Annotated in this window: 15 protein-coding genes; 6 read left to right on the top strand and 9 right to left on the bottom strand. The window is 72.1% G+C overall.

Features of this window, described 5'->3' with window-relative positions; all coding sequences use genetic code 11:
* The first annotated feature begins 50 nt into the window (after positions 1 to 50).
* From BLV96_RS04895 to BLV96_RS04880, 4 genes are all read left to right on the top strand, one after another.
* Complete coding sequence (locus BLV96_RS04895; protein ID WP_086677789.1) at positions 51 to 440, top strand: hypothetical protein; 390 nt, start codon at positions 51 to 53, stop codon at positions 438 to 440.
* A 10-nt stretch (positions 441 to 450) separates the two neighbouring features.
* The gene (locus tag BLV96_RS04890) at positions 451 to 1,527 is read left to right on the top strand and encodes a sensor histidine kinase (protein ID WP_086677788.1); all 1,077 of its coding nucleotides are present in this window, start codon (positions 451 to 453) and stop codon (positions 1,525 to 1,527) included.
* Positions 1,524 to 2,129: a response regulator transcription factor gene (locus BLV96_RS04885; RefSeq protein WP_086677787.1), complete on the top strand. Its 606-nt coding sequence runs from the start codon at positions 1,524 to 1,526 to the stop codon at positions 2,127 to 2,129. The genes BLV96_RS04890 and BLV96_RS04885 overlap by 4 nt, the downstream gene beginning before the upstream one ends.
* A 66-nt stretch (positions 2,130 to 2,195) precedes the next feature.
* Positions 2,196 to 2,792, top strand: coding sequence for a mycothiol-dependent nitroreductase Rv2466c family protein (locus BLV96_RS04880; RefSeq protein ID WP_086677786.1), 597 nt, complete (start codon positions 2,196 to 2,198; stop codon positions 2,790 to 2,792).
* On the opposite strand, the gene BLV96_RS04875 is transcribed toward BLV96_RS04880, so the two are convergent.
* From BLV96_RS04875 to BLV96_RS04835, 9 genes are all read right to left on the bottom strand, one after another.
* Positions 2,789 to 4,189 carry a rhamnulokinase gene (locus tag BLV96_RS04875; RefSeq protein ID WP_086677804.1) on the bottom strand — a complete coding sequence of 467 codons (1,401 nt, stop codon included), beginning with the start codon at positions 4,187 to 4,189 and terminating at the stop codon, positions 2,789 to 2,791. The two genes, BLV96_RS04880 and BLV96_RS04875, sit on opposite strands and share 4 nt — an antisense overlap.
* Positions 4,190 to 4,194: 5 nt before the next feature.
* Positions 4,195 to 5,616 carry an L-fucose/L-arabinose isomerase family protein gene (locus tag BLV96_RS04870; protein ID WP_086677785.1) on the bottom strand — a complete coding sequence of 474 codons (1,422 nt, stop codon included), beginning with the start codon at positions 5,614 to 5,616 and terminating at the stop codon, positions 4,195 to 4,197.
* Between the two features lie 9 nt (positions 5,617 to 5,625).
* Positions 5,626 to 7,656, bottom strand: a complete 2,031-nt coding sequence (locus BLV96_RS04865) for a bifunctional aldolase/short-chain dehydrogenase (protein ID WP_167379527.1) — start codon at positions 7,654 to 7,656, stop codon at positions 5,626 to 5,628.
* A 2-nt stretch (positions 7,657 to 7,658) separates the two neighbouring features.
* Positions 7,659 to 8,825: an L-rhamnose isomerase gene (gene rhaI / locus BLV96_RS04860; RefSeq protein WP_208608131.1), complete on the bottom strand. Its 1,167-nt coding sequence runs from the start codon at positions 8,823 to 8,825 to the stop codon at positions 7,659 to 7,661.
* Positions 8,826 to 8,830: 5 nt separating this feature from the next.
* Entirely contained in the window at positions 8,831 to 9,175 is a 345-nt protein-coding gene (locus BLV96_RS04855; protein ID WP_086677782.1) for an L-rhamnose mutarotase, read from the bottom strand.
* 63 nt (positions 9,176 to 9,238) lie between these two features.
* On the bottom strand, positions 9,239 to 10,300 hold the full coding sequence (rhaS, locus tag BLV96_RS04850; RefSeq protein ID WP_086677803.1) for a rhamnose ABC transporter substrate-binding protein: 1,062 nt from the start codon (positions 10,298 to 10,300) through the stop codon (positions 9,239 to 9,241).
* Positions 10,301 to 10,305: 5 nt separating this feature from the next.
* Positions 10,306 to 11,313: an ABC transporter permease gene (locus BLV96_RS04845; protein WP_086677781.1), complete on the bottom strand. Its 1,008-nt coding sequence runs from the start codon at positions 11,311 to 11,313 to the stop codon at positions 10,306 to 10,308.
* Positions 11,306 to 12,346, bottom strand: a complete 1,041-nt coding sequence (locus BLV96_RS04840; RefSeq protein ID WP_086677780.1) for an ABC transporter permease — start codon at positions 12,344 to 12,346, stop codon at positions 11,306 to 11,308. Before BLV96_RS04840 ends, BLV96_RS04845 begins: the two co-directional genes overlap by 8 nt.
* Positions 12,343 to 13,860, bottom strand: coding sequence for a sugar ABC transporter ATP-binding protein (locus BLV96_RS04835; RefSeq protein ID WP_086677779.1), 1,518 nt, complete (start codon positions 13,858 to 13,860; stop codon positions 12,343 to 12,345). The genes BLV96_RS04840 and BLV96_RS04835 overlap by 4 nt, the downstream gene beginning before the upstream one ends.
* Before the next feature lie 150 nt (positions 13,861 to 14,010).
* Between BLV96_RS04835 and BLV96_RS04830 the strand changes: the two genes are divergently transcribed.
* Together BLV96_RS04830 and BLV96_RS04825 are read left to right on the top strand one after the other, a co-directional pair.
* Positions 14,011 to 15,045 (top strand): LacI family DNA-binding transcriptional regulator, encoded by a 1,035-nt coding sequence (locus BLV96_RS04830; protein ID WP_086677778.1) that lies wholly within the window; start codon positions 14,011 to 14,013, stop codon positions 15,043 to 15,045.
* A 76-nt stretch (positions 15,046 to 15,121) separates the two neighbouring features.
* Positions 15,122 to 17,467: a glycoside hydrolase family 2 protein gene (locus tag BLV96_RS04825; RefSeq protein WP_086677777.1), complete on the top strand. Its 2,346-nt coding sequence runs from the start codon at positions 15,122 to 15,124 to the stop codon at positions 17,465 to 17,467.
* Position 17,468 lies beyond the last annotated feature (1 nt).

Below are 17,468 nucleotides of genomic sequence, written 5' to 3'. Positions count from 1 at the left end.
TGAGGGCCGGCACTGCCCTCGACCCCACCCGCGGGACGAGCATTTCCGGCATGACCACCACCCTTCGCACCGAGACCGGCGTCCGGCCCGTCCTCCTGCTCACCGGCGCCTACGCCGTCCTCAGCGTCCTCACGCTCGTCGCGATCGTGCTCTTCCGGAACAACCACACGATGGTGACCGACGCGGTCTGGGTACGCGCCACCCTCGTCGTCGCCAGTTCGCTGCTGACCTTCGCCTTCGCCCGCAGCGCGGCCCGCGGGTCGCGAAAAGGGCTCCTGAGACTGCGGATCGTCGCCGCGGTGATGCTCGTGGCGATCGTCGTCATCGTCGCCCTGCCCGGCTTGTTCCCGATGTGGCTGCGGATCGAACAGGCCGTCTGCGGGCTGCTGCTGCTCGGCGTCACGGTCCTGGTCAACGGCCGGCGCGCGCGGGCCCGGTAGCGTGCCGGGAGTGGACAGGACGGAACCGGCCGACGTGCAGCGCTGGGTGCGCGGCTGGCGGGTGCTGGTGCTCGACGCGGGCATGCTCGTCTACCCGGCCGTGACCGTCCCCGGCGTGCTGCAGCACTCGACGGGCCACGCGGCGATCGCCGGTTGCGTGCTCGTCGCCGTCTTCGCCGGCTGCTACATCCTGGCCGCGCGTGCCGCGGCACGGCGGGCAGCGCGCCGGTTCTGGCTGCTCCTGGGGGTTTCGGCCGTCCTGTTCGTCGCCACCCTCCCCTTCGCCCACGCCGAGACGTTCTTCCTCGCCATCGTCGTCGTTTCCCTGGCCGTCCCCCGGCTTCCGCGCCACTCGGGCGCGCTCGTGGTCGTCGCGGCGATGGCGGCACTGGTCGTCCCGTGGGTCGTCTGGGGCACCGCGGGGTGGACGCAGGCGGTCGCGCTCGTCTTCACCGTGCTCGTGGTCTACGCGTTCGCCGAGGCGGTCCGGGCCAACGCCGCCCTCCTCGAGGCCCGCGCCGAGGTCGCGCGGCTGGCGTCGGAGGCCGAACGCACCCGCATCGCCCGGGACCTGCACGACCTGCTCGGCCACTCGCTCACCGCGATCACCGTCAAGAGCACCCTGGCCCGGCGGCTCGTGGACGCCGACACCACTCGCGCGGGCGAGGAGATGACCGCCGTCGAAACCCTCGCCCGGCAGGCGCTGACCGACGTCCGCGCCGCGGTGTCCGGCTACCGCGAGGTCACCCTCGCCGGCGAACTCGCGCGCGGCCGCGAACTGCTGCGCGCGTGCGGTGTCGCCGCCGACCTCCCGACCGCGACCGACGTCGTGGGTCCGGCACACCAGGAACTGTTCGGCTGGGTCGTCCGGGAGGGCCTGACCAACGTGGCCCGGCACGCCCGCGCGACCCGCTGCACGGTCACCGTCACGGAGTCCACAGTGGAGGTCGTGGACGACGGCGTGGGCGGCTCCGCCGACGAAGGCTCCGGGCTGGCCGGGCTCCGCGAACGCGTCCGCGCCGCCGGCGGGCGGTTCGGGGCGGGGCCGGTGCTCCCGCGTGGCTGGCGGCTGCGGGTGACGCTGTGATCCGCCTGCTGCTCGCCGACGACCAGGAGCTGGTCCGCCAAGCGCTGTGCGCGTTGCTCGCGCTCGAGGACGACTTCGAGGTGGTCGCGTCCGTGGGTCGCGGTGACGAAGTCGTCGACGCCGCGCGCGAGCACCGGCCCGACGTGGCGCTGCTGGATATCGAGATGCCGGGCCTGGACGGGCTCGCCGCCGCGGCGGTGCTGGCCGCGCGGGTGCCGGACTGCCGCGTCGTCATGCTCACGACGTTCGGCCGCGCGGGGTACCTGCGCCGGGCGATGGACGCGGGCGCGGCCGGGTTCGTGGTCAAGGACGCCCCGGCCGACGTCCTCGCCGACGCGATCCGTCGCGTGCGGGCCGGCGAGCGCGTCGTGGACCCGGCGCTGGCGGTGGCCACGCTCGCCGCGGGCGAGTCGCCGCTGACCGCGCGGGAACGGGACGTGCTGATCACCGCCCGGACCGGCGCCACGGTCGCCGAGATCGCGTCCCGGCTGTACCTGTCCGAGGGCACGGTGCGCAACTACGTCTCGGCGGCGATCACCAAGACGGGCGCACGCAACCGAGTCGAGGCGGTGCGCATCGCCGACGAGCGCGGCTGGCTCTGATTGGCCCGGTCCGGTGTTCCGGAATTGGATCTTCTGCCGGGCCGATCGCCGCCTTAGGTTGGGCAGGTGAAAACCGTTGACCTGTGGTTCGACCCGGTGTGCCCGTGGGCGTGGATCGCCTCCCGGTGGCTGCTGGAGGTGGAGGCCGTCCGCGAGGTGCGGACGCGGTTCCACGTGTTCAGCCTGTCCCTGCACAACGAAGGGCGGGAGGTGGACGACTGGTACCGCGGCTGGCTCGACGAGCGCTGGGGCCCGGCGCGCGTGGCGCTGGCCGCCGAGCGGGCGCACGGCAACGAGGTGCTGCGCGACCTCTACACCGCGCTCGGCACGCGCATCCACCGCGACAAGGAGCCGGTCTCGCGCGAGACGATCGTCGCCGCACTGGCGTCGGTGGACCTGCCCGCGTCGCTGGCGGACGCCGCGGAGTCACCGGACCTCGACGCGGACCTGCGCGCCGGCAACCGCGCGGCACTCGACCCGATCGGCGAGGACCTCGGCGTCCCGGCGTTGCACGTGGACGGGAACGCGTTCTTCGGCCCGGTCGTCAGCCCGGTCCCGCGCGGCGAGGACGCCGGGCGGCTGTGGGACGGCGTGCTGCTCGTGACCGGCACACCCGGGTTCTTCGAGCTGAAGAGGGGCCGCGGCCGTCCGGTGACGAGCTAGGCCGTCTCACCGAACGGGCGCAGGCGGGCCTCCGCCGCGTCCCAGTCGCCGACTCCCGAGGGCTCGTACCGCCGGACCTCCTGGGTCTCCCGCACCAGCGCCCGCATCGACGCCAGGTCCGGCAGGTCCTCCCCCAGCGCCCGGGCCTGGACCAGCACGTTCCCCAGGGCGGCCGCTTCGACCGGGCCCGCCAGGACCGGGACTCCGCACGCGTCCGCCGTCAGCCGGCACAGCAGTTCGTTGCGCGCGCCGCCGCCGACGATGTGGACCACGTCGATCGTGCGGCCCGTGATCGACGCCGCCGCCCGGAGCGTGCGCCGGTAGGCCAGGGCCAGGCTGTCCAGGATGGACCGGACCAGCGCACCTCGCGACGACGGCGGCCGCTGACCCGTCGCCTCGCAAGCGGCGGCCAGCCGGGCCGGCATGTCGCCCGGTGGCAGGAACTCCGGGGCGTCGATGTCCACCACCGCCGCCAACGCGGGCGCCGCGGCCGCCGCCGCGAGCAGCCCCGGCAGGTCCGAAGTGGACCACGTCCGCAGCGTCTCGGACAGCACCCACAGGCCCATCACGTTGCGCAGGAAGCGAATGGTGCCGTCGACACCGCCCTCGTTCGTGAAGTTCGCGGCCAATGCCGCGTCGCTCAACTCCGGCGCGGGCAGCTCCAGGCCCGCCAGCGACCACGTCCCCGAAGAGATGTAAGCGAAGTTCGTCTCCGGCGACGCGGGCACGGCGACCACCGCGGACGCCGTGTCGTGCGAGCCCACCGCGATCACGGGCAGCCCGGACAGCTCCGCCGCCTTGCCGACCACCGTGCCCGGGTCCCGCAACGGCGGCAGCAGCCGGGGCGGGATCCCCACCCGGGCAGCCAGCGACGCTGCCCAGGTCCGCGCGCGCACGTCGTAGAGCTGCGTGGTCGACGCGTTCGTGCGTTCCGCCCCGATTTCCCCCGTCAGCCAGTAGTTCAGCAGATCCGGAATGAGCAGCATCGTCGCCGCCGCGTCGAGCCGACCGCCTTCGGCCACCAGCTGGTACAGCGTGTTGAACGGCAGCTGCTGCAACCCGGTGACGTCGTAGAGCTCCCGGTCGGGCACCGGCACGGTGATCCCGTCGGTCCGCGAGTCCCGGTAGCAGACGGGATTGCCGAGCAGCGCGCCCCGCTCGTCCAGCAAGCCGTAGTCGACCGCCCACGAGTCGATGCCGACACCGTCGAGCGCGCCGGCCTCCCGGATCCCGGCCAGGGTCTCGCGGTAGAGCCCCAGGACGTCCCAGTACAGCACCGGCCCCGCCCGGACCCCGCCGTTCGGGAACCGCCGCACCTCCTCGACGGCCAGCACCGACGGTCCGGCGGTCCCGGCCATCACGCGCCCGCTGGACGCGCCCAGGTCGACGGCCGCCACCCGCTTCACGGGTTCACCACGGTCAGCTCCAAGCCGAGCAGGTCCGCGACGGCCGTCAGCTCGCCCACGCGGTGGCCGGTGCCGAGCGCCCAGTGGTGCGCGATGCCACTGGCCGACCAGGCGTCGGTCCACTCCCCCGGGTCGCAGCCGAAGTCCACGCGGGACGTCGTGTTGCCGATCCGCAGCAGCGGCCCGGGCACGACCGTGCCTTCGGAGGCGATGAGCGTGAACGTCCCGTCGCGGCGCTGCCCGAGCCCGCACAGCGTCACCGGCCCGTGCTTGACGTCGAACTCGACCGACACGCCCCAGCCGCGTTTGCCGTGGTAGACACCGAGTCCGCGCAGCAGCGGCTTGCGGGCGCTGATGCCGAGGTGCGCCGGGCCGTCGTGACCCATCTCGACCACGTCGTCCCGGAAGTTCAGCGCCTGCAGCTCGGTGAACGAGCCGCCCGCGCCGAGCCGGTCCATGACCAGCATCGCCAGGGACGTCCGCAGCTCGTACTCGCCGACCGCCGGGATGCCGCGGGCGGTGAGCAGGGACGCGCCGAGGATGAACCCGGCGCCGACGCGTTCGTGCGTCTCGCCGTCGAGACCGCGGTGGTAGTAGGCCAGGGAGTCGAGCGAGAAGTCTTCGACCAACCGGTCGAGGGCCACCGAAACCTTTGCGCCCCAGGCGAAGTCTTCGTCCACCACGGACTCGTCCACAGTGAACACTTCGCGGGCCAGCTCCATCCGCGCCGCCGCGTCGGAGTCGGACACCTTTTCCACCCGCACGCGCAGGTCGTCGACCTCCAGGATCTCGACGTGGCCGCCGAGCTGCCCGGACACCAGCGTCGGGTCGGTGGAGACGTCCATCATGCCCGGGTAGAGGTGCCCGAGCAGGCCGTGACGTCCGTGCCGTAACGCCGCCCGCACGCCGGCGGCCTTGATCCACCGCTCGATCTTCGTCCACGCGCGGGCGTCCTCGAGGTAGCCGGACACCGAGCGGAACTCGACGCCGACGCGGCGGAACGCGTTGGCCATCTCCGGAAGCGGGCACGCGCCGCAGTAGGCCAGCCACGCGCCGGTGTCGAAGGACTCGTGGTCCATCGCCTCGGTCGGCTGCAGGTTCAGCAGCAGCACCGGCGCGCCCGAGCGCTGCGCGACCGGCGTCATCATGCTGGACGTCAAGTACGTCGTGAGGAACCCGACGATCAGGTCGCACCCCGCGACCCGGAGCTTCTCCGCCGCGGCCGCGCCCTCCTGCGCGTCCGAGACGAACCCGGCGTCCACGACCTCGCAGTCCAGTTCGGACAGTCGCGAAGCGACGCGCCGCGCCGAGGCCTCCAGCTGGGGCAGCAGCGCGAGGAACTGCGGCCAGTACGCGCCGAGCCCGCCGGAGACGAGCCCGACGCGGGTCTTGCGCGGCGTGATCCGGTCGAGGGTCATCGAACCTCCTTAACGCAGGAACGCGGCGGCCACCCCGGCGTCCACCGGCACGTGCAGGCCGGTGGTGTGGGTGAGGTCGCCGCCGGTCAGGGCGAACACGGCGGCCGCGACGTGCTCGGGCAGCACCTCGCGCTTGAGGATGGTCCGCTGGGCGTAGAACTCGCCGAGCTTCGCCTCCTCGACGCCGTAGACCGCGGCGCGCTGGGCGCCCCAGCCGCCGGCGAAGATGCCGGAGCCCTGGACGACCCCGTCGGGGTTGACGCCGTTGACACGGATGCCGTGCCCGCCCAGTTCGGCGGCCAGCAGCCGGACCTGGTGGGCCTGGTCGGCCTTCGCGGCGCCGTAGGCCACGTTGTTCGGGCCGGCGAACACCGAGTTCTTGGACGAGATGTAGACGATGTCACCGCCGGTGCCCTGGTCGATCATCGCCTTCGCCGCCGCGCGGGCGACCAGGAACGAGCCCTTGGCCATGACGTCGTGCTGCAGGTCCCAGTCCCGTTCGGTCGTCTCCAGCAGCGGCTTCGAGATGGACAACCCCGCGTTGTTGACGACCAGGTCAACCCCGCCGAACGCCAAGGCGGTCGCGTCGATCGCGGCCTGGACCGCGTCGGCGTCGGTGACGTCGGCGGTGACCGCGATGGCCTTGTCGGCGTTCCCGATTTCCGCCGCTGTCTCCGAAGCGGCCGAGGCGTTGAGGTCGGCGATCGCCACGCACGCGCCTTCCGCGGCGAGCCGCTGGGCGATGGCCTTGCCGATGCCCGACCCCGCGCCGGTGACCAGCGCGATCCGCCCGGCCAAGGGCTTCGGCTTCGGCATCCGCCGCAGCTTCGCCTCTTCGAGCGCCCAGTACTCGATCCGGAATTTCTCGCTCTCGTCGATCGGCGCATACGTCGAGACGGCCTCGGCGCCCCGCATCACGTTGATCGCGTTGACGTAGAACTCGCCCGCCACGCGCGCGGTCTGCTTGTCCTTGCCGAAAGAGAACATTCCGACACCGGGAACCAGCACGATCGCCGGGTCGGCGCCGCGCATCGCGGGCGAATCGGCGACGGCGTGCCGCTCGTAGTAGGCGCGGTACTCGTCGCGGTATTCGCCGTGCAGTTCCTTCAGCCGTGCGACGACGTCCTCGAGCGGCGCCGACGAGGGCAGGTCCACGACCAGCGGGCGGACCTTCGTGCGCAGGAAGTGGTCCGGGCAGGACGTGCCCAGCGCTGCCAATCCCGCGAGCTTCTCCCGCGAGAGGAACTCCAGCACGACGTCGCTGTCGGTGTAGTGGCCGACCTGCCGCTGGTCGGTCGAGGCCAGCCCGCGGATCACCGGCGCCAGCGCGGCCGCCCGCGCGTGCCGCTCGGTTTCGGGGAGCGCCTCAAAGCCCGGCACGACCGGCCCGAACGGCTCGGCGACCCCACGCGAGGCGAGGAACTCCTCGGCCGTGCGGATGATGTCGAGCGAGTTGCGCTCGCACTCTTCCGAGGTCGCGCCCCACGCCGTGATGCCGTGGCCACCGAGGATCACGCCGATCGCCTGCGGGTTGGCCGCCTTGACCGCGGCGATGTCCAGGCCGAGCTGGAACCCGGGCCGCCGCCAGTCCACCCACGCGACGCGGTCGCCGAAGCACTCCTTCGTCAGTGCGGCGCCGTCGGCCGCGGTGGCCAGGGCGATGCCGGAGTCCGGGTGCAGGTGATCGACGTGCGGGGCCTCGACGAGACCGTGCATCGCCGTGTCGATCGACGGCGCCGCACCACCCCGGCCATGCAGGCAGTAGTCGAACGCGGCGACCATCTCGTCCTCGCGCTCGACGCCCGGGTAGACGTCCACCAGGGACCGGAGCCGGTCCAGCCGCAGCACGGCGAGCCCGGACTCCTTCAGCGTGCCGAGGTCGCCGCCGGAGCCCTTGACCCACAGGACGTCGGTGGGCGAGCCGGTGACCGGGTCGGTCACCGAACCCTTCGCGGAGGTGTTCCCGCCGGCGTAGTTGGTGTTGCGCGGGTCGGCTCCGAGCGCGTTGCTGCGCGCGATGAGCTGCTCCGGCACCGTCATGCTCATGCTCCCCATCCGGCCTGCGTGCCGCCGGCGCGCTCGGCCACGATCTTCTCCTGGTACCCGCTGCGGTGGTAGGCGGCGATCGGGTCCGGGTCGAGCCCGGAGTCCGCGCGCAGCTCGGCCAGCAGCGGCCGGACGTCGGTGTTGTAGGCGTCCATCAGCACGGCGTTCGCGCCGAGGACGTCACCCGCCTGCTGCGCGGTGCGCAGCGCGGGCCGGTCGACGAGCAGGGCCTTCGCCGTGGCCTCCTGGACGTTCATCACCGACCGGATGATCGCCGGGATCTTGGCCTCGATGTTGTGGCACTGGTCGAGCATGAACGCGATGCCGTAGGCCGGGTCGAGGGCGTCGCCGCGGACGATCTCGTACATGATCCGGAACAGCTGGAACGGGTCCGCCGCCCCGACCATCAGGTCGTCGTCGGCGTAGAAGCGGGAGTTGAAGTCGAACGCGCCCAGCTTTCCCGCGCGCAGCAGGAAAGCGACGATGAACTCGATGTTCGTGCCCGGGGCGTGGTGGCCGGTGTCGATGCAGACGGTCGCCCGCTCCCCCAGCTCGACGCAGTGCGCGTAGGACGTGCCCCAGTCCGGGACGTCGGTGGCGTAGAACGCGGGCTCGAACAGCTTGTACTCCAGCAGCATCCGCTGGTTCTCCCCGAGCCGGTCGTACGTTTCGCGAAGCGCCGCGGCCAGCCGGTCCTGGCGGTCGCGGATGTCGTCCTGGCCCGGGTAGTTGATGCCGTCGGAGAACCACAGCTTGAGGTCGCGCGAGCCGGTGGCGTCCATGATGGAGATGGCTTCGAGCAGGTGGTCGGTGGCCTTGCGGCGGATGCCGGCGTCGGGGTTGGTGACCGAGCCGAGCTTGTAGTCCTCGTCCTGGAAGACGTTGGTGTTGATCGCGCCGATCTCGACACCCTGGTCGTGCGCGTACGCGGTCAGGGCGCCGTAGTCGTCGACCTTGTCCCACGGGATGTGCAGCGCCACGCTCGGCGCGACACCGGTGAAGCGGTGCACGGTCGCGGCGTCGGCGATCTTTTCCTCGGCTGTCCGCGGGACACCGGGTTGCGGGAACACCTTGAACCGGGTGCCCGAGTTCGCGTACGCCCACGACGGCGTTTCGATTCGCTGGGCTCGCAATGCCGCTTTGACGGCTGTCAAATCACCCATGGCGATCACTGTCCTTCCGCGACGGTGGGGGGTTCGAGGTGGAAGACCTCGGCCAGGAGCCGGAAGCCTTCGTCGGGCGGGCCACCGTCGAGTCCGGTGAAGAACTCCGCCATCTCCGCCTGCCAGCGGGCGTTCACCTCGGTTTCGGCCATGGCGGCCTGCGCGGCGGCGAGGTCGTCCGCCTCGACGTAGCCGATCAGGAGGCCGTCTTCCCGCAGGAAGAGCGAGTAGTTGCGCCAGCCGGTGTCGAGCAGGGCCTGCCGCATCTCCGGCCACACGCTGCGGTGGTGCTCGGCGTACTCGGCCGCTCGGTCGGGCTTCACCTGCAGGCAGAAGCAGTAACGGGGCACTGTCCGTCCTTAGTGGACTCCGTGGCCGGGCCGGGCGGCGATCGGCCCGGCCACGGAAAACCGTCAGAAGTTGAACTTGTCGATGTTGTTCGCGTCGAACGTCGTCGGCGGGCCGAGGACGATCTCGCCGCTCGCGCCGACCTTGTAGTCGCCGAGCTTGCCCGCCTTGAACGTCTCGCCCTCCTTGCCGGTGATCTGGCCGGACTTGAGCGCGACACCCGCGTAGGCGGCGAGGTAGCCGATGTCGGCCGGGTTCCACAGCGCGAACTGCTTGACCGTGCCGTCCTTGACGAAGGCGCGCATCTGGTTCGGCGTGCCCAGCCCGGTCACCGCGACCTTGCCCTTGTAGCTCGACGTGCTGACGTACCGCGCGGCGGCCGCGATGCCGACCGTCGTCGGCGAGACGATCACCTTGAGGTTCGGGAACGACTGCAGCAGGCCCTGGGCCTCCTGGAACGACTTCTGGTCGTCGTCGTTGCCGTAGGCGATCTTGTCCAGCTTGATGTTCGCGTACTCCGGCTTGGCCAGTTCCTTCTTCAGGACGTCGATCCAGGCGTTCTGGTTGGTGGCGTTGGGCGTCGCGGACAGCACCGCGATCTCGCCGGAGCCGCCGGAGAGGTCCTTGGCCTGCTTGGCCAGCGCCTCGCCGATGCCCTGGGTGGTGGCCTGGTTGATGAAGACGTCGCGGCAGTCCTTGGCGGCGTCGGAGTCGAACGCGACGACCTTGATGCCGGCGCTGCGGGCCTGGTTGAGCGACGGGCACACGGCGTTCGGGTCGTTCGCGGCGATGCCGATGACGTCCTGCTGCTGCTGGATCAGCGTGTTGATGTAGCTGACCTGCGAGGAGGCACTGGCGTCGTTCGGCCCGACCAGCTTGTACTCGCCCTTCAGCTCGGCCAGCGCGTCCTTGCCGCCGCTGACCTCGATGTCGCTGTAGGGGTTGTTGAGCTGCTTGGGCAGGAAGGCCATCTTGACGCCGGTCGCGGCGGCGGCGTTCGGGTTCGCCGTGGCCGTGGACTGCTGGGCGCCGGAGCTCCCGCTGTCGTTCTTGGTGGTGCCGCCGCAGGCGGCCAGCACGAGCACCAGCCCGGCCGACACTGCGCCGGTGAGGAACCGTCGGGACATCTTCGTCACCTTTCTGGGGATACCGGAGCAGTCGCTCGGTGCCGGCGCCGGAGAGCCGTGCGGGCCGAGGACACGATGTTGGGCAGCAGGACCGACACGATGAGCAGCACGCCGGTCACGATGTTGAGCGCCTCGTTCGAGACGTCCTGCAGGCGCAGGGCGTTCTGCAGCGTCGCCAGCAGGACCACCCCGGCGAGCACGCCGGGCAGCGTGCCCTTGCCGCCGAAGATGGACACGCCGCCGAGGAGCACGGCGGCCACGACGGCGAGCTCGAGGCCGAAGCCGTTGTCGGCGCGGGCGCTGGAGTAGCGCAGGGTCCACAGGACCCCGGCCAGCCCGGCGACCGCCCCGGCCACGACGTACAGCCAGAACTTGAGCCGTCCGGTGCGGATCCCGGCGAACCGGGCCGCCTGCTCGCCCGCGCCGGCCGCGAACACGCCGCGGCCGATCGGCGTCGCGTGCAGCACGACGCCGAAGATCAGGGCCACGACGGCCAGCGGGACCAGGACGTTCGGGATCGGGCCGTCGCCGATGGTCCCGGTGACCCAGCTCGTGTAGTCGCGCGGGAAGTCGGCCACGGCGCCGTCTCCCAGCACCACGAAGGCCAGCCCGCGGTACAGCGCGAGGGTGCCGATCGTGACGGCGAGCGACGGCAGCTTGAGCACGGTGACGAAGAAGCCGTTCAACGCGCCGAGGACCGCGCCGAGCACGATGCAGAGCGGGATGATCGTCTCGATCGACAGGCCCGCGTCCCACAGCGAGCCCATCACCGCGGACGTCAGCCCGAGCGTGCTCGCCACCGAGAGGTCGATCTCGCCGGTGACGATGATGAACGTCATCGGCAGCGCGACCAGCGCGATCGGGAGCAGGTCGAGCAGCAGGAAGGTGAAGTTGCGGCTGGTGCCGAAGTTCTCGACGGCACCCGAGGCGACGATCAGCACGATCACCGTCACGAGCACGACGGCGGCGTCCCAGCTGAGCAGCCGCCCGAGCGGGTTCGGTCGGTCAGACATGGGCGTCCCTCTTCTTCAGTGCCTTGGCGACGCGCACAGCCACCAGCCGGTCGGCGCCGATGGCCAGCAGGATCAGCGCGCCGACGATCGCCTGCTGCCAGAACTGGTTGATGTCGAGCACGGCCAGGGCGCTGCCGATGACGGTCAGCAGCAGCGCGCCGAGGCCCGCGCCCCAGACCGAGCCGCTGCCGCCGAACACCGCGACCCCGCCGACGACGGCCGCGGCGACGACGTTCAGCTCGTAGCCGGTGCCGGCGGCCGCGTCCACGGTGCCGAACCGGGCGGCGAACAGGACCCCCGCCAGGCCGGCGAGCGCGCCGCTGACCAGGAACGCCGCGGTGGTGTTGCGCCCGACCCGGATGCCGGCCAGCTGCGCGGCCTGCGGGCTCGAGCCCATCGCGTACAGCTCGCGCCCGGCCGGGTAGCTGCGGAGCACGATCCCCGCGATCACCAGGACGAGCACCGCGATCAGGACGAGCCACGGCACGCCGAGCACCGACGCCGTCCCGAAGTCCAAAAAGGACGCGGGCAGCTTGTCGGCGTTGATCTGCTGCCCGCCGGCCCAGAAGTAGCTGACACCGCGGTAGGCGTAGAGCGTGCCGAGCGTGACGACCAGCGCGGGCACCTGGCCGAACCGGACGAGCGCGCCGTTGAGCAGCCCGCAGACCGCGCCGACGCCGAGGCCGACCAGGACGGCGACGATCACCGGCAGGCCGGGGTTGTCGCGCATCAGCGAGCCGACGGCGAAGGCGGCGAGGCCGAGCACCGACCCGACCGAGAGGTCGATGTTGCGGGTGATCATCACGATCGCCTGGCCGACGGCGAGCACCGCCAGGATGGCCGTGCCGAGCAGGATGTCGCGGATGCTCTGCCCGGACAGGAACCGGGAGTTCTGCGTCGCGGTGAACGCGACCAGGACGATCAGGGCGAGGACGATGCCGGATTCGCGGGCCTTGAACACGTTCGCGGTCCACGAGCGTCCGGAGCGGACGGCCGGTTCGCCGGTCACGGGGGCCTCCTTCGTGACGGTCATGCGGCGGCTCCCTGCCCCATCGCGGCGTACATGACGGCGTCTTCGGTCGCGTCGGCGCGGGAAAGCTCGGCGACGAGCCGGCCTTCGCGCATCACGAGCACGCGGTCGGCCATGCCGAGCACCTCGGGCAGTTCCGAAGAGACCATGACGATCGCGACGCCTTCGGCGGCCAGGGCCGACATCAGCCGGTGCACCTCGGCTTTCGTGCCGACGTCGATGCCGCGGGTCGGCTCGTCCACGATGAGCACCTTCGGCGCCATCGCGAGCCACTTGGCCAGCACGACCTTCTGCTGGTTGCCGCCGGAGAGCGTGCCGACGGGGTCGGCGAGGCGGCGGTACTTGGTGCGCAGGCGCTCGGTCCAGTGCCGGGCTTCCTGCCGTTCGCTCGCGCCGGTGAGGAAGCCGAGCTTGGAGAGCGCGCGCGACCGCGGCAGCGTCACGTTCCGCTCGATCGAGAGGTCCATGATCAGGCCCTGCTGACGCCGGTCTTCCGGCACGAGCGCCATCCCGGCGGCCATCGCGGCCCGCGACGAATGCGCTTTCAGCTTCCTGCCGCCGATCTTGACGACGCCGGCGTCCCGTTCGTCCACTCCGAAGACGGCTTGGACGACTTCGGAACGTCCCGACCCGACCAGGCCGGCGAACGCGACGATCTCCCCCGCGCGCACCGAGAAGGAGATGTCGCGGAAGACGCCTTCGCGCGCCAGGCCTTCGACTTCGAGCACGACCGCGCCGGGCGTGACGTCCTGCTTCGGGAACAGGGCGTCGAGGTCGCGGCCGACCATCCGCTTGACCATGTCGTCGACCGTGACGTCGGCGAGGAGGTCGGTGGAGACGTGCTTGCCGTCGCGCATGATCGTCACGCGCTGGCAGAGCTCGGTGATCTCCTCGAAGCGGTGGGAGATGAACATGATCGCCGCGCCTTCTTCGCGCAACGCCCGTGCGACGCCGAAGAGCCGGTCGACCTCGACGCGGCTCAGCGCGGCGGTCGGCTCGTCCATCACGAGCACGCGGGCGTCGGCGCTGAGGGCCTTGGCGATCTCGACGATCTGCTGGTCGGCGATCGACAGCCCGCGCGCGGGGCGGGCGGGGTCGATGCGGACGCCGAGGCGGGTGAAGAGCCGCTCGGCCTCTTCGCGGATCGCCGTCCGGTCGATCCGGCCCATGCTCTTGCGGGGGTGCCGGCCCATCACGATGTTCTCCGCGACCGAAAGGTCCGGGAACAGCGTGGGTTCCTGGTAGATCACGGCGATGCCGGCGGCCTTGGCGTCGGCGGGCGAGCCGAACTCCACGGGCCGCCCGTCCAGCAGCAGCGTGCCGTCGTCGGGTTTGTGCACCCCGGCGAGCATCTTCACGATCGTGGACTTGCCGGCGCCGTTCTCCCCGACCAGCGCGTGGGCTTCCCCCGCGTGCAGGCCGAAGCTCACGCCGGCGACGGCGGCGACCGCGCCGAACGACTTCGTCACGCCGCGCACCTCCAGCAGAGGAGCCCGGCCCGGGTCCTGCCGCGTCATCGCGACCTCCGGATTGAAAGGTTTCACAAACCTGGCGCGGTGACGCTACTATGCGGTCGGAGAACAAGTCAATGAATCCGCCGAACCGTGGCCAAACGGCTTCTGGACCGGGCAGTTCGTGATGATGTTACGTTTCAAAGGGGAGCGCACATGACGGTCCAGGAGTCCGGTGCCGAGCCGAGAACGGCGGGCATGAAGGACGTCGCCGCGGCCGCCGGCGTCTCCCTCGGCACGGTGTCCAACGTGCTCAACCGGCCCGACCGGGTCAGCCCCGCGACCCGCGCGAAGGTCGAGACCGCGATGGCCGAGCTCCGGTTCGTCCGCAACGAGTCCGCGCGGCAGCTGCGGGCCGGGCGCAGCCGCGTGCTGGCGTACGTGATGCTCGACGGCAGCAACCCGTTCTTCACCGACGTCGCCGCCGGGATGGAAGACGCCGCCGACGCCGGTGACCTCTCGCTCTTCCTCTGCAACAGCGCGCACCAGCCGTCGCGGGAGGCGGCCTACCTCGGCCGGCTCGAACAGCAGCGGGTGCAGGGCATCCTCATCACGCCGGTCGACCCGGACGCCCCGCTGCTGGGCGAGATCGCGCACCGCGGCACGCCGGTGGTGGTCGTCGACCGCACCCCGGGCGGCACGACGCACTGCTCGGTCGCCGTCGACGACGTCTACGGCGGCGAAATCGCCGTGCGGCACCTGGTCGAGCAGGGGCACGACCGGATCGCGTTCATCGGCAACCACACCACGGTCGGGCAGGTCCGCGACCGGCGGCTGGGCGCGCTGCGCGCGTTGAAGGCGGCCGGGCTCGGCCCCGATCGCCTCGTCGACCTGACCACGACGGCGCTGACCGTGGCCGACGGCCGCGGCGCGGGCGAGCGGCTGGCGGGGCTGCCGGCGGCCGTCCGCCCGACCGCCGCGTTCTGCGCCAACGACCTGGTCGCCCTCGGCCTGCTCCAGACGTGCGCGAACCTGCGCATGCGCGTCCCGGAGGACCTGGCGATCGTCGGGTACGACGACATCGAGTTCGCCGCAGCGGCGGCCGTCCCGCTGACGTCGGTCCGCCAGCCCCGCCGCCGCCTCGGCCGCACGGCCGCCGAGCTGCTGCTGGCGGAGGCCGAGCCGGGGCACGAACACCGGCAGGTCGTCTTCACCCCCGAGCTGGTGGTGCGCGCCTCGACCCTGCGCTGAGCAACCCTTTGATCGTTTGTGACGTCTTACCCGGCACAAGCGATAACACCAGGGAGCCCGAGCACGGAGGTCGTGGATGGCCGACTCGCACCCGCGGCCGACCCGGCGCGGGTTCCTGGCCGCGAGCGGGGCGGCGCTGCTCGGCGCCGTCGTCGCCGGCTCGGCCGGGCACGCGGCGCCGCGGCCGGACACCGCACGGCTGGGCGATTTCTGGCTGTTCGGGCGGTACGACGACGGCTGCACGGAACTCGGCTTCGACGAGATCGACCTCTCGCCGGTGCAGCTGCCCCACTGCGTGACGCCGTTGTCGTGGACCGGCTGGGACCCGGCGTCCTGGCAGGACCGGTGGATCTACCGCAAGCACTTCACGGTGAACGCGGCCGAACGCCACGTCGCCCGCTTCGACGGCGTCATGACGAACGCGTCGGTGTTCCTCAACGGCGCCCTCGTCGCCACCCACGAAGGCGGCTACCTCCCCTTCGAGGTCGGACTGCCCGGCGTGGTGCCGGGCGACAACGTCGTCGCGGTGGTCGTCGACGGGCGGTGGGCGCTGGACGTCCCGCCCAACCTGCCGCGCGGCGGCGGGCCGTCGGTGATCGACTTCTACCAGCCGGCCGGGATCTACCGCCCGGCCGCGATCGGCCCGGTGCCGCGGATCCGGCTGACCGACGTCTTCGCCCGGCCCGTCGACGTCCTCTCCCCCGGCCGGTCGCTGCACGTCACCTGCACGCTCGACGCCCCCGTCGTGGCCGAGGTGACCGCGTCGGTCCGGCAGGCGGGCCGCGAACTCGCCCACGGCACCGCGCCGGTGGCCGGCACCACCGCCGAGTTCGACGTGGGCGGGCTCGGCGCGGTCCGGCTCTGGGACGTCGACGATCCGGCGTTGTGCGACGTCGTGGTCACCGTCCGGTCGGGGCCGGTGCTGCTCGACCAGCGGACGGTGCGGATCGGGTTCCGTGAAGCGGAGTTCACTCCCGGCGGCTTCTTCCTCAACGGCCGCCGCCTCAAGCTGACCGGCCTCAACCGGCACCAGTGGTACCCCTTCGCGGGCGGTGCCATGCCCGACCGCGTCCAGCGGCGCGACGCCGAGATCCTGCGCCGCGAGCTCAACTGCACCATGGTCCGGTGCTCGCACTACCCGCAGTCGAGCGCGTTCCTCGACGCCTGCGACGAGCTGGGCCTGCTGGTCTGGGAGGAGATCCCCGGCTGGGGCCGGATCGGCGACGCGGCCTGGCAGGAACAGAACTTCCGGGACGTGTCGGGCATGATCACGCGCGACCGCAACCACCCCAGCATCATCGTGTGGGGCACCCGGGTGAACGAGGCCAACGGCACGACGGCGATGTACGGCCGGACCGGACGGCTCGCGCGGCGGCTCGACCCCTCGCGGCCGACGAGCGGCGCGCTGGCCAGTTCGACGGGCGCGCGGTTCGCCGGCAGCGACGTCGAAGTCCTCGCCTACAACGACTACACCGCCCGCCGCGGCGCGCCCTTCCAGCTGCGCCCGCCCCGCGCGGGAGTCCCCTACCTGGTCACCGAGACGATCGGCACCATCTCCGGCGCCCGCGCCTACCGCCGGACGGACCCGGCCGCGACCCAGCAGCTGCAGGCCGAGCTGCACGCGAAGGCCCACGACCTGGCCGCGGCGGACGACCGCTACTGCGGGCTGCTGGCCTGGTGCGCGTTCGACTACCCGTCGGGCTGGCAGCGGTCGGTCGGCGGGTCGAAGTACGCCGGGGTGTCGGACTTCTTCCGGATTCCGAAGCCGGCGGCGGCGTTCTACGCCTCACAGGGCCACCCGCTGGTGCGACCGGTCGTCGAGCCGGGGTTCGCGTGGGACTTCACGGCCTCGCCGGGCGGGCCGGGGCGGGACGTGACGATCTGGTCCAACTGCGACCGGCTCCAGCTGTTCCTCGACGACCGTCCGATCGGGGCGGCGCGCAGCCGCCGGACGGACTTCCCGCACCTGCGGTACCCGCCGTTCGCGGTGGACCTGGTCGTGCCGCGCGGGCAGCGTCCCCAGCTGCGGATCGACGGCTACGCGGGCGAGAAGCTGGTGGTCTCCCGGCGCTTCAGCGGCGACCGGAGCCGGGACGTGCTGGGCTGCGTCCCGGACGACACGCGGCTGCGCGCGGACGGCGCGGACGCGACCCGGGTCGTCGTGTCGGCGCTGGACCGGTTCGGGACGCTGCGCGCGGGGACGACCGGCAAGGTGACACTCGCGCTGACCGGCCCGGGCGAACTGGTCGGGGACCCGGTGCTGGACCTCGGGGCGACCGGCGGCGCGGCGGCGGTGTGGCTGCGGCCGTTCGCGGGCCCGCCGGGGGTGCTGACGCTGACCGCGCGGCACGACTCGCTGGGCACGGCCACCGCGACGGTGACGACGAGCGCCAGTGGCTCGGCCGACGGGTCGCGGTCGTGAG

The organism is Amycolatopsis pretoriensis, from assembly GCF_900107925.1.
GTDB classification, from domain to species: domain Bacteria; phylum Actinomycetota; class Actinomycetes; order Mycobacteriales; family Pseudonocardiaceae; genus Amycolatopsis; species Amycolatopsis pretoriensis.
This window is presented reverse-complemented; position numbering and strand designations above follow the sequence as displayed.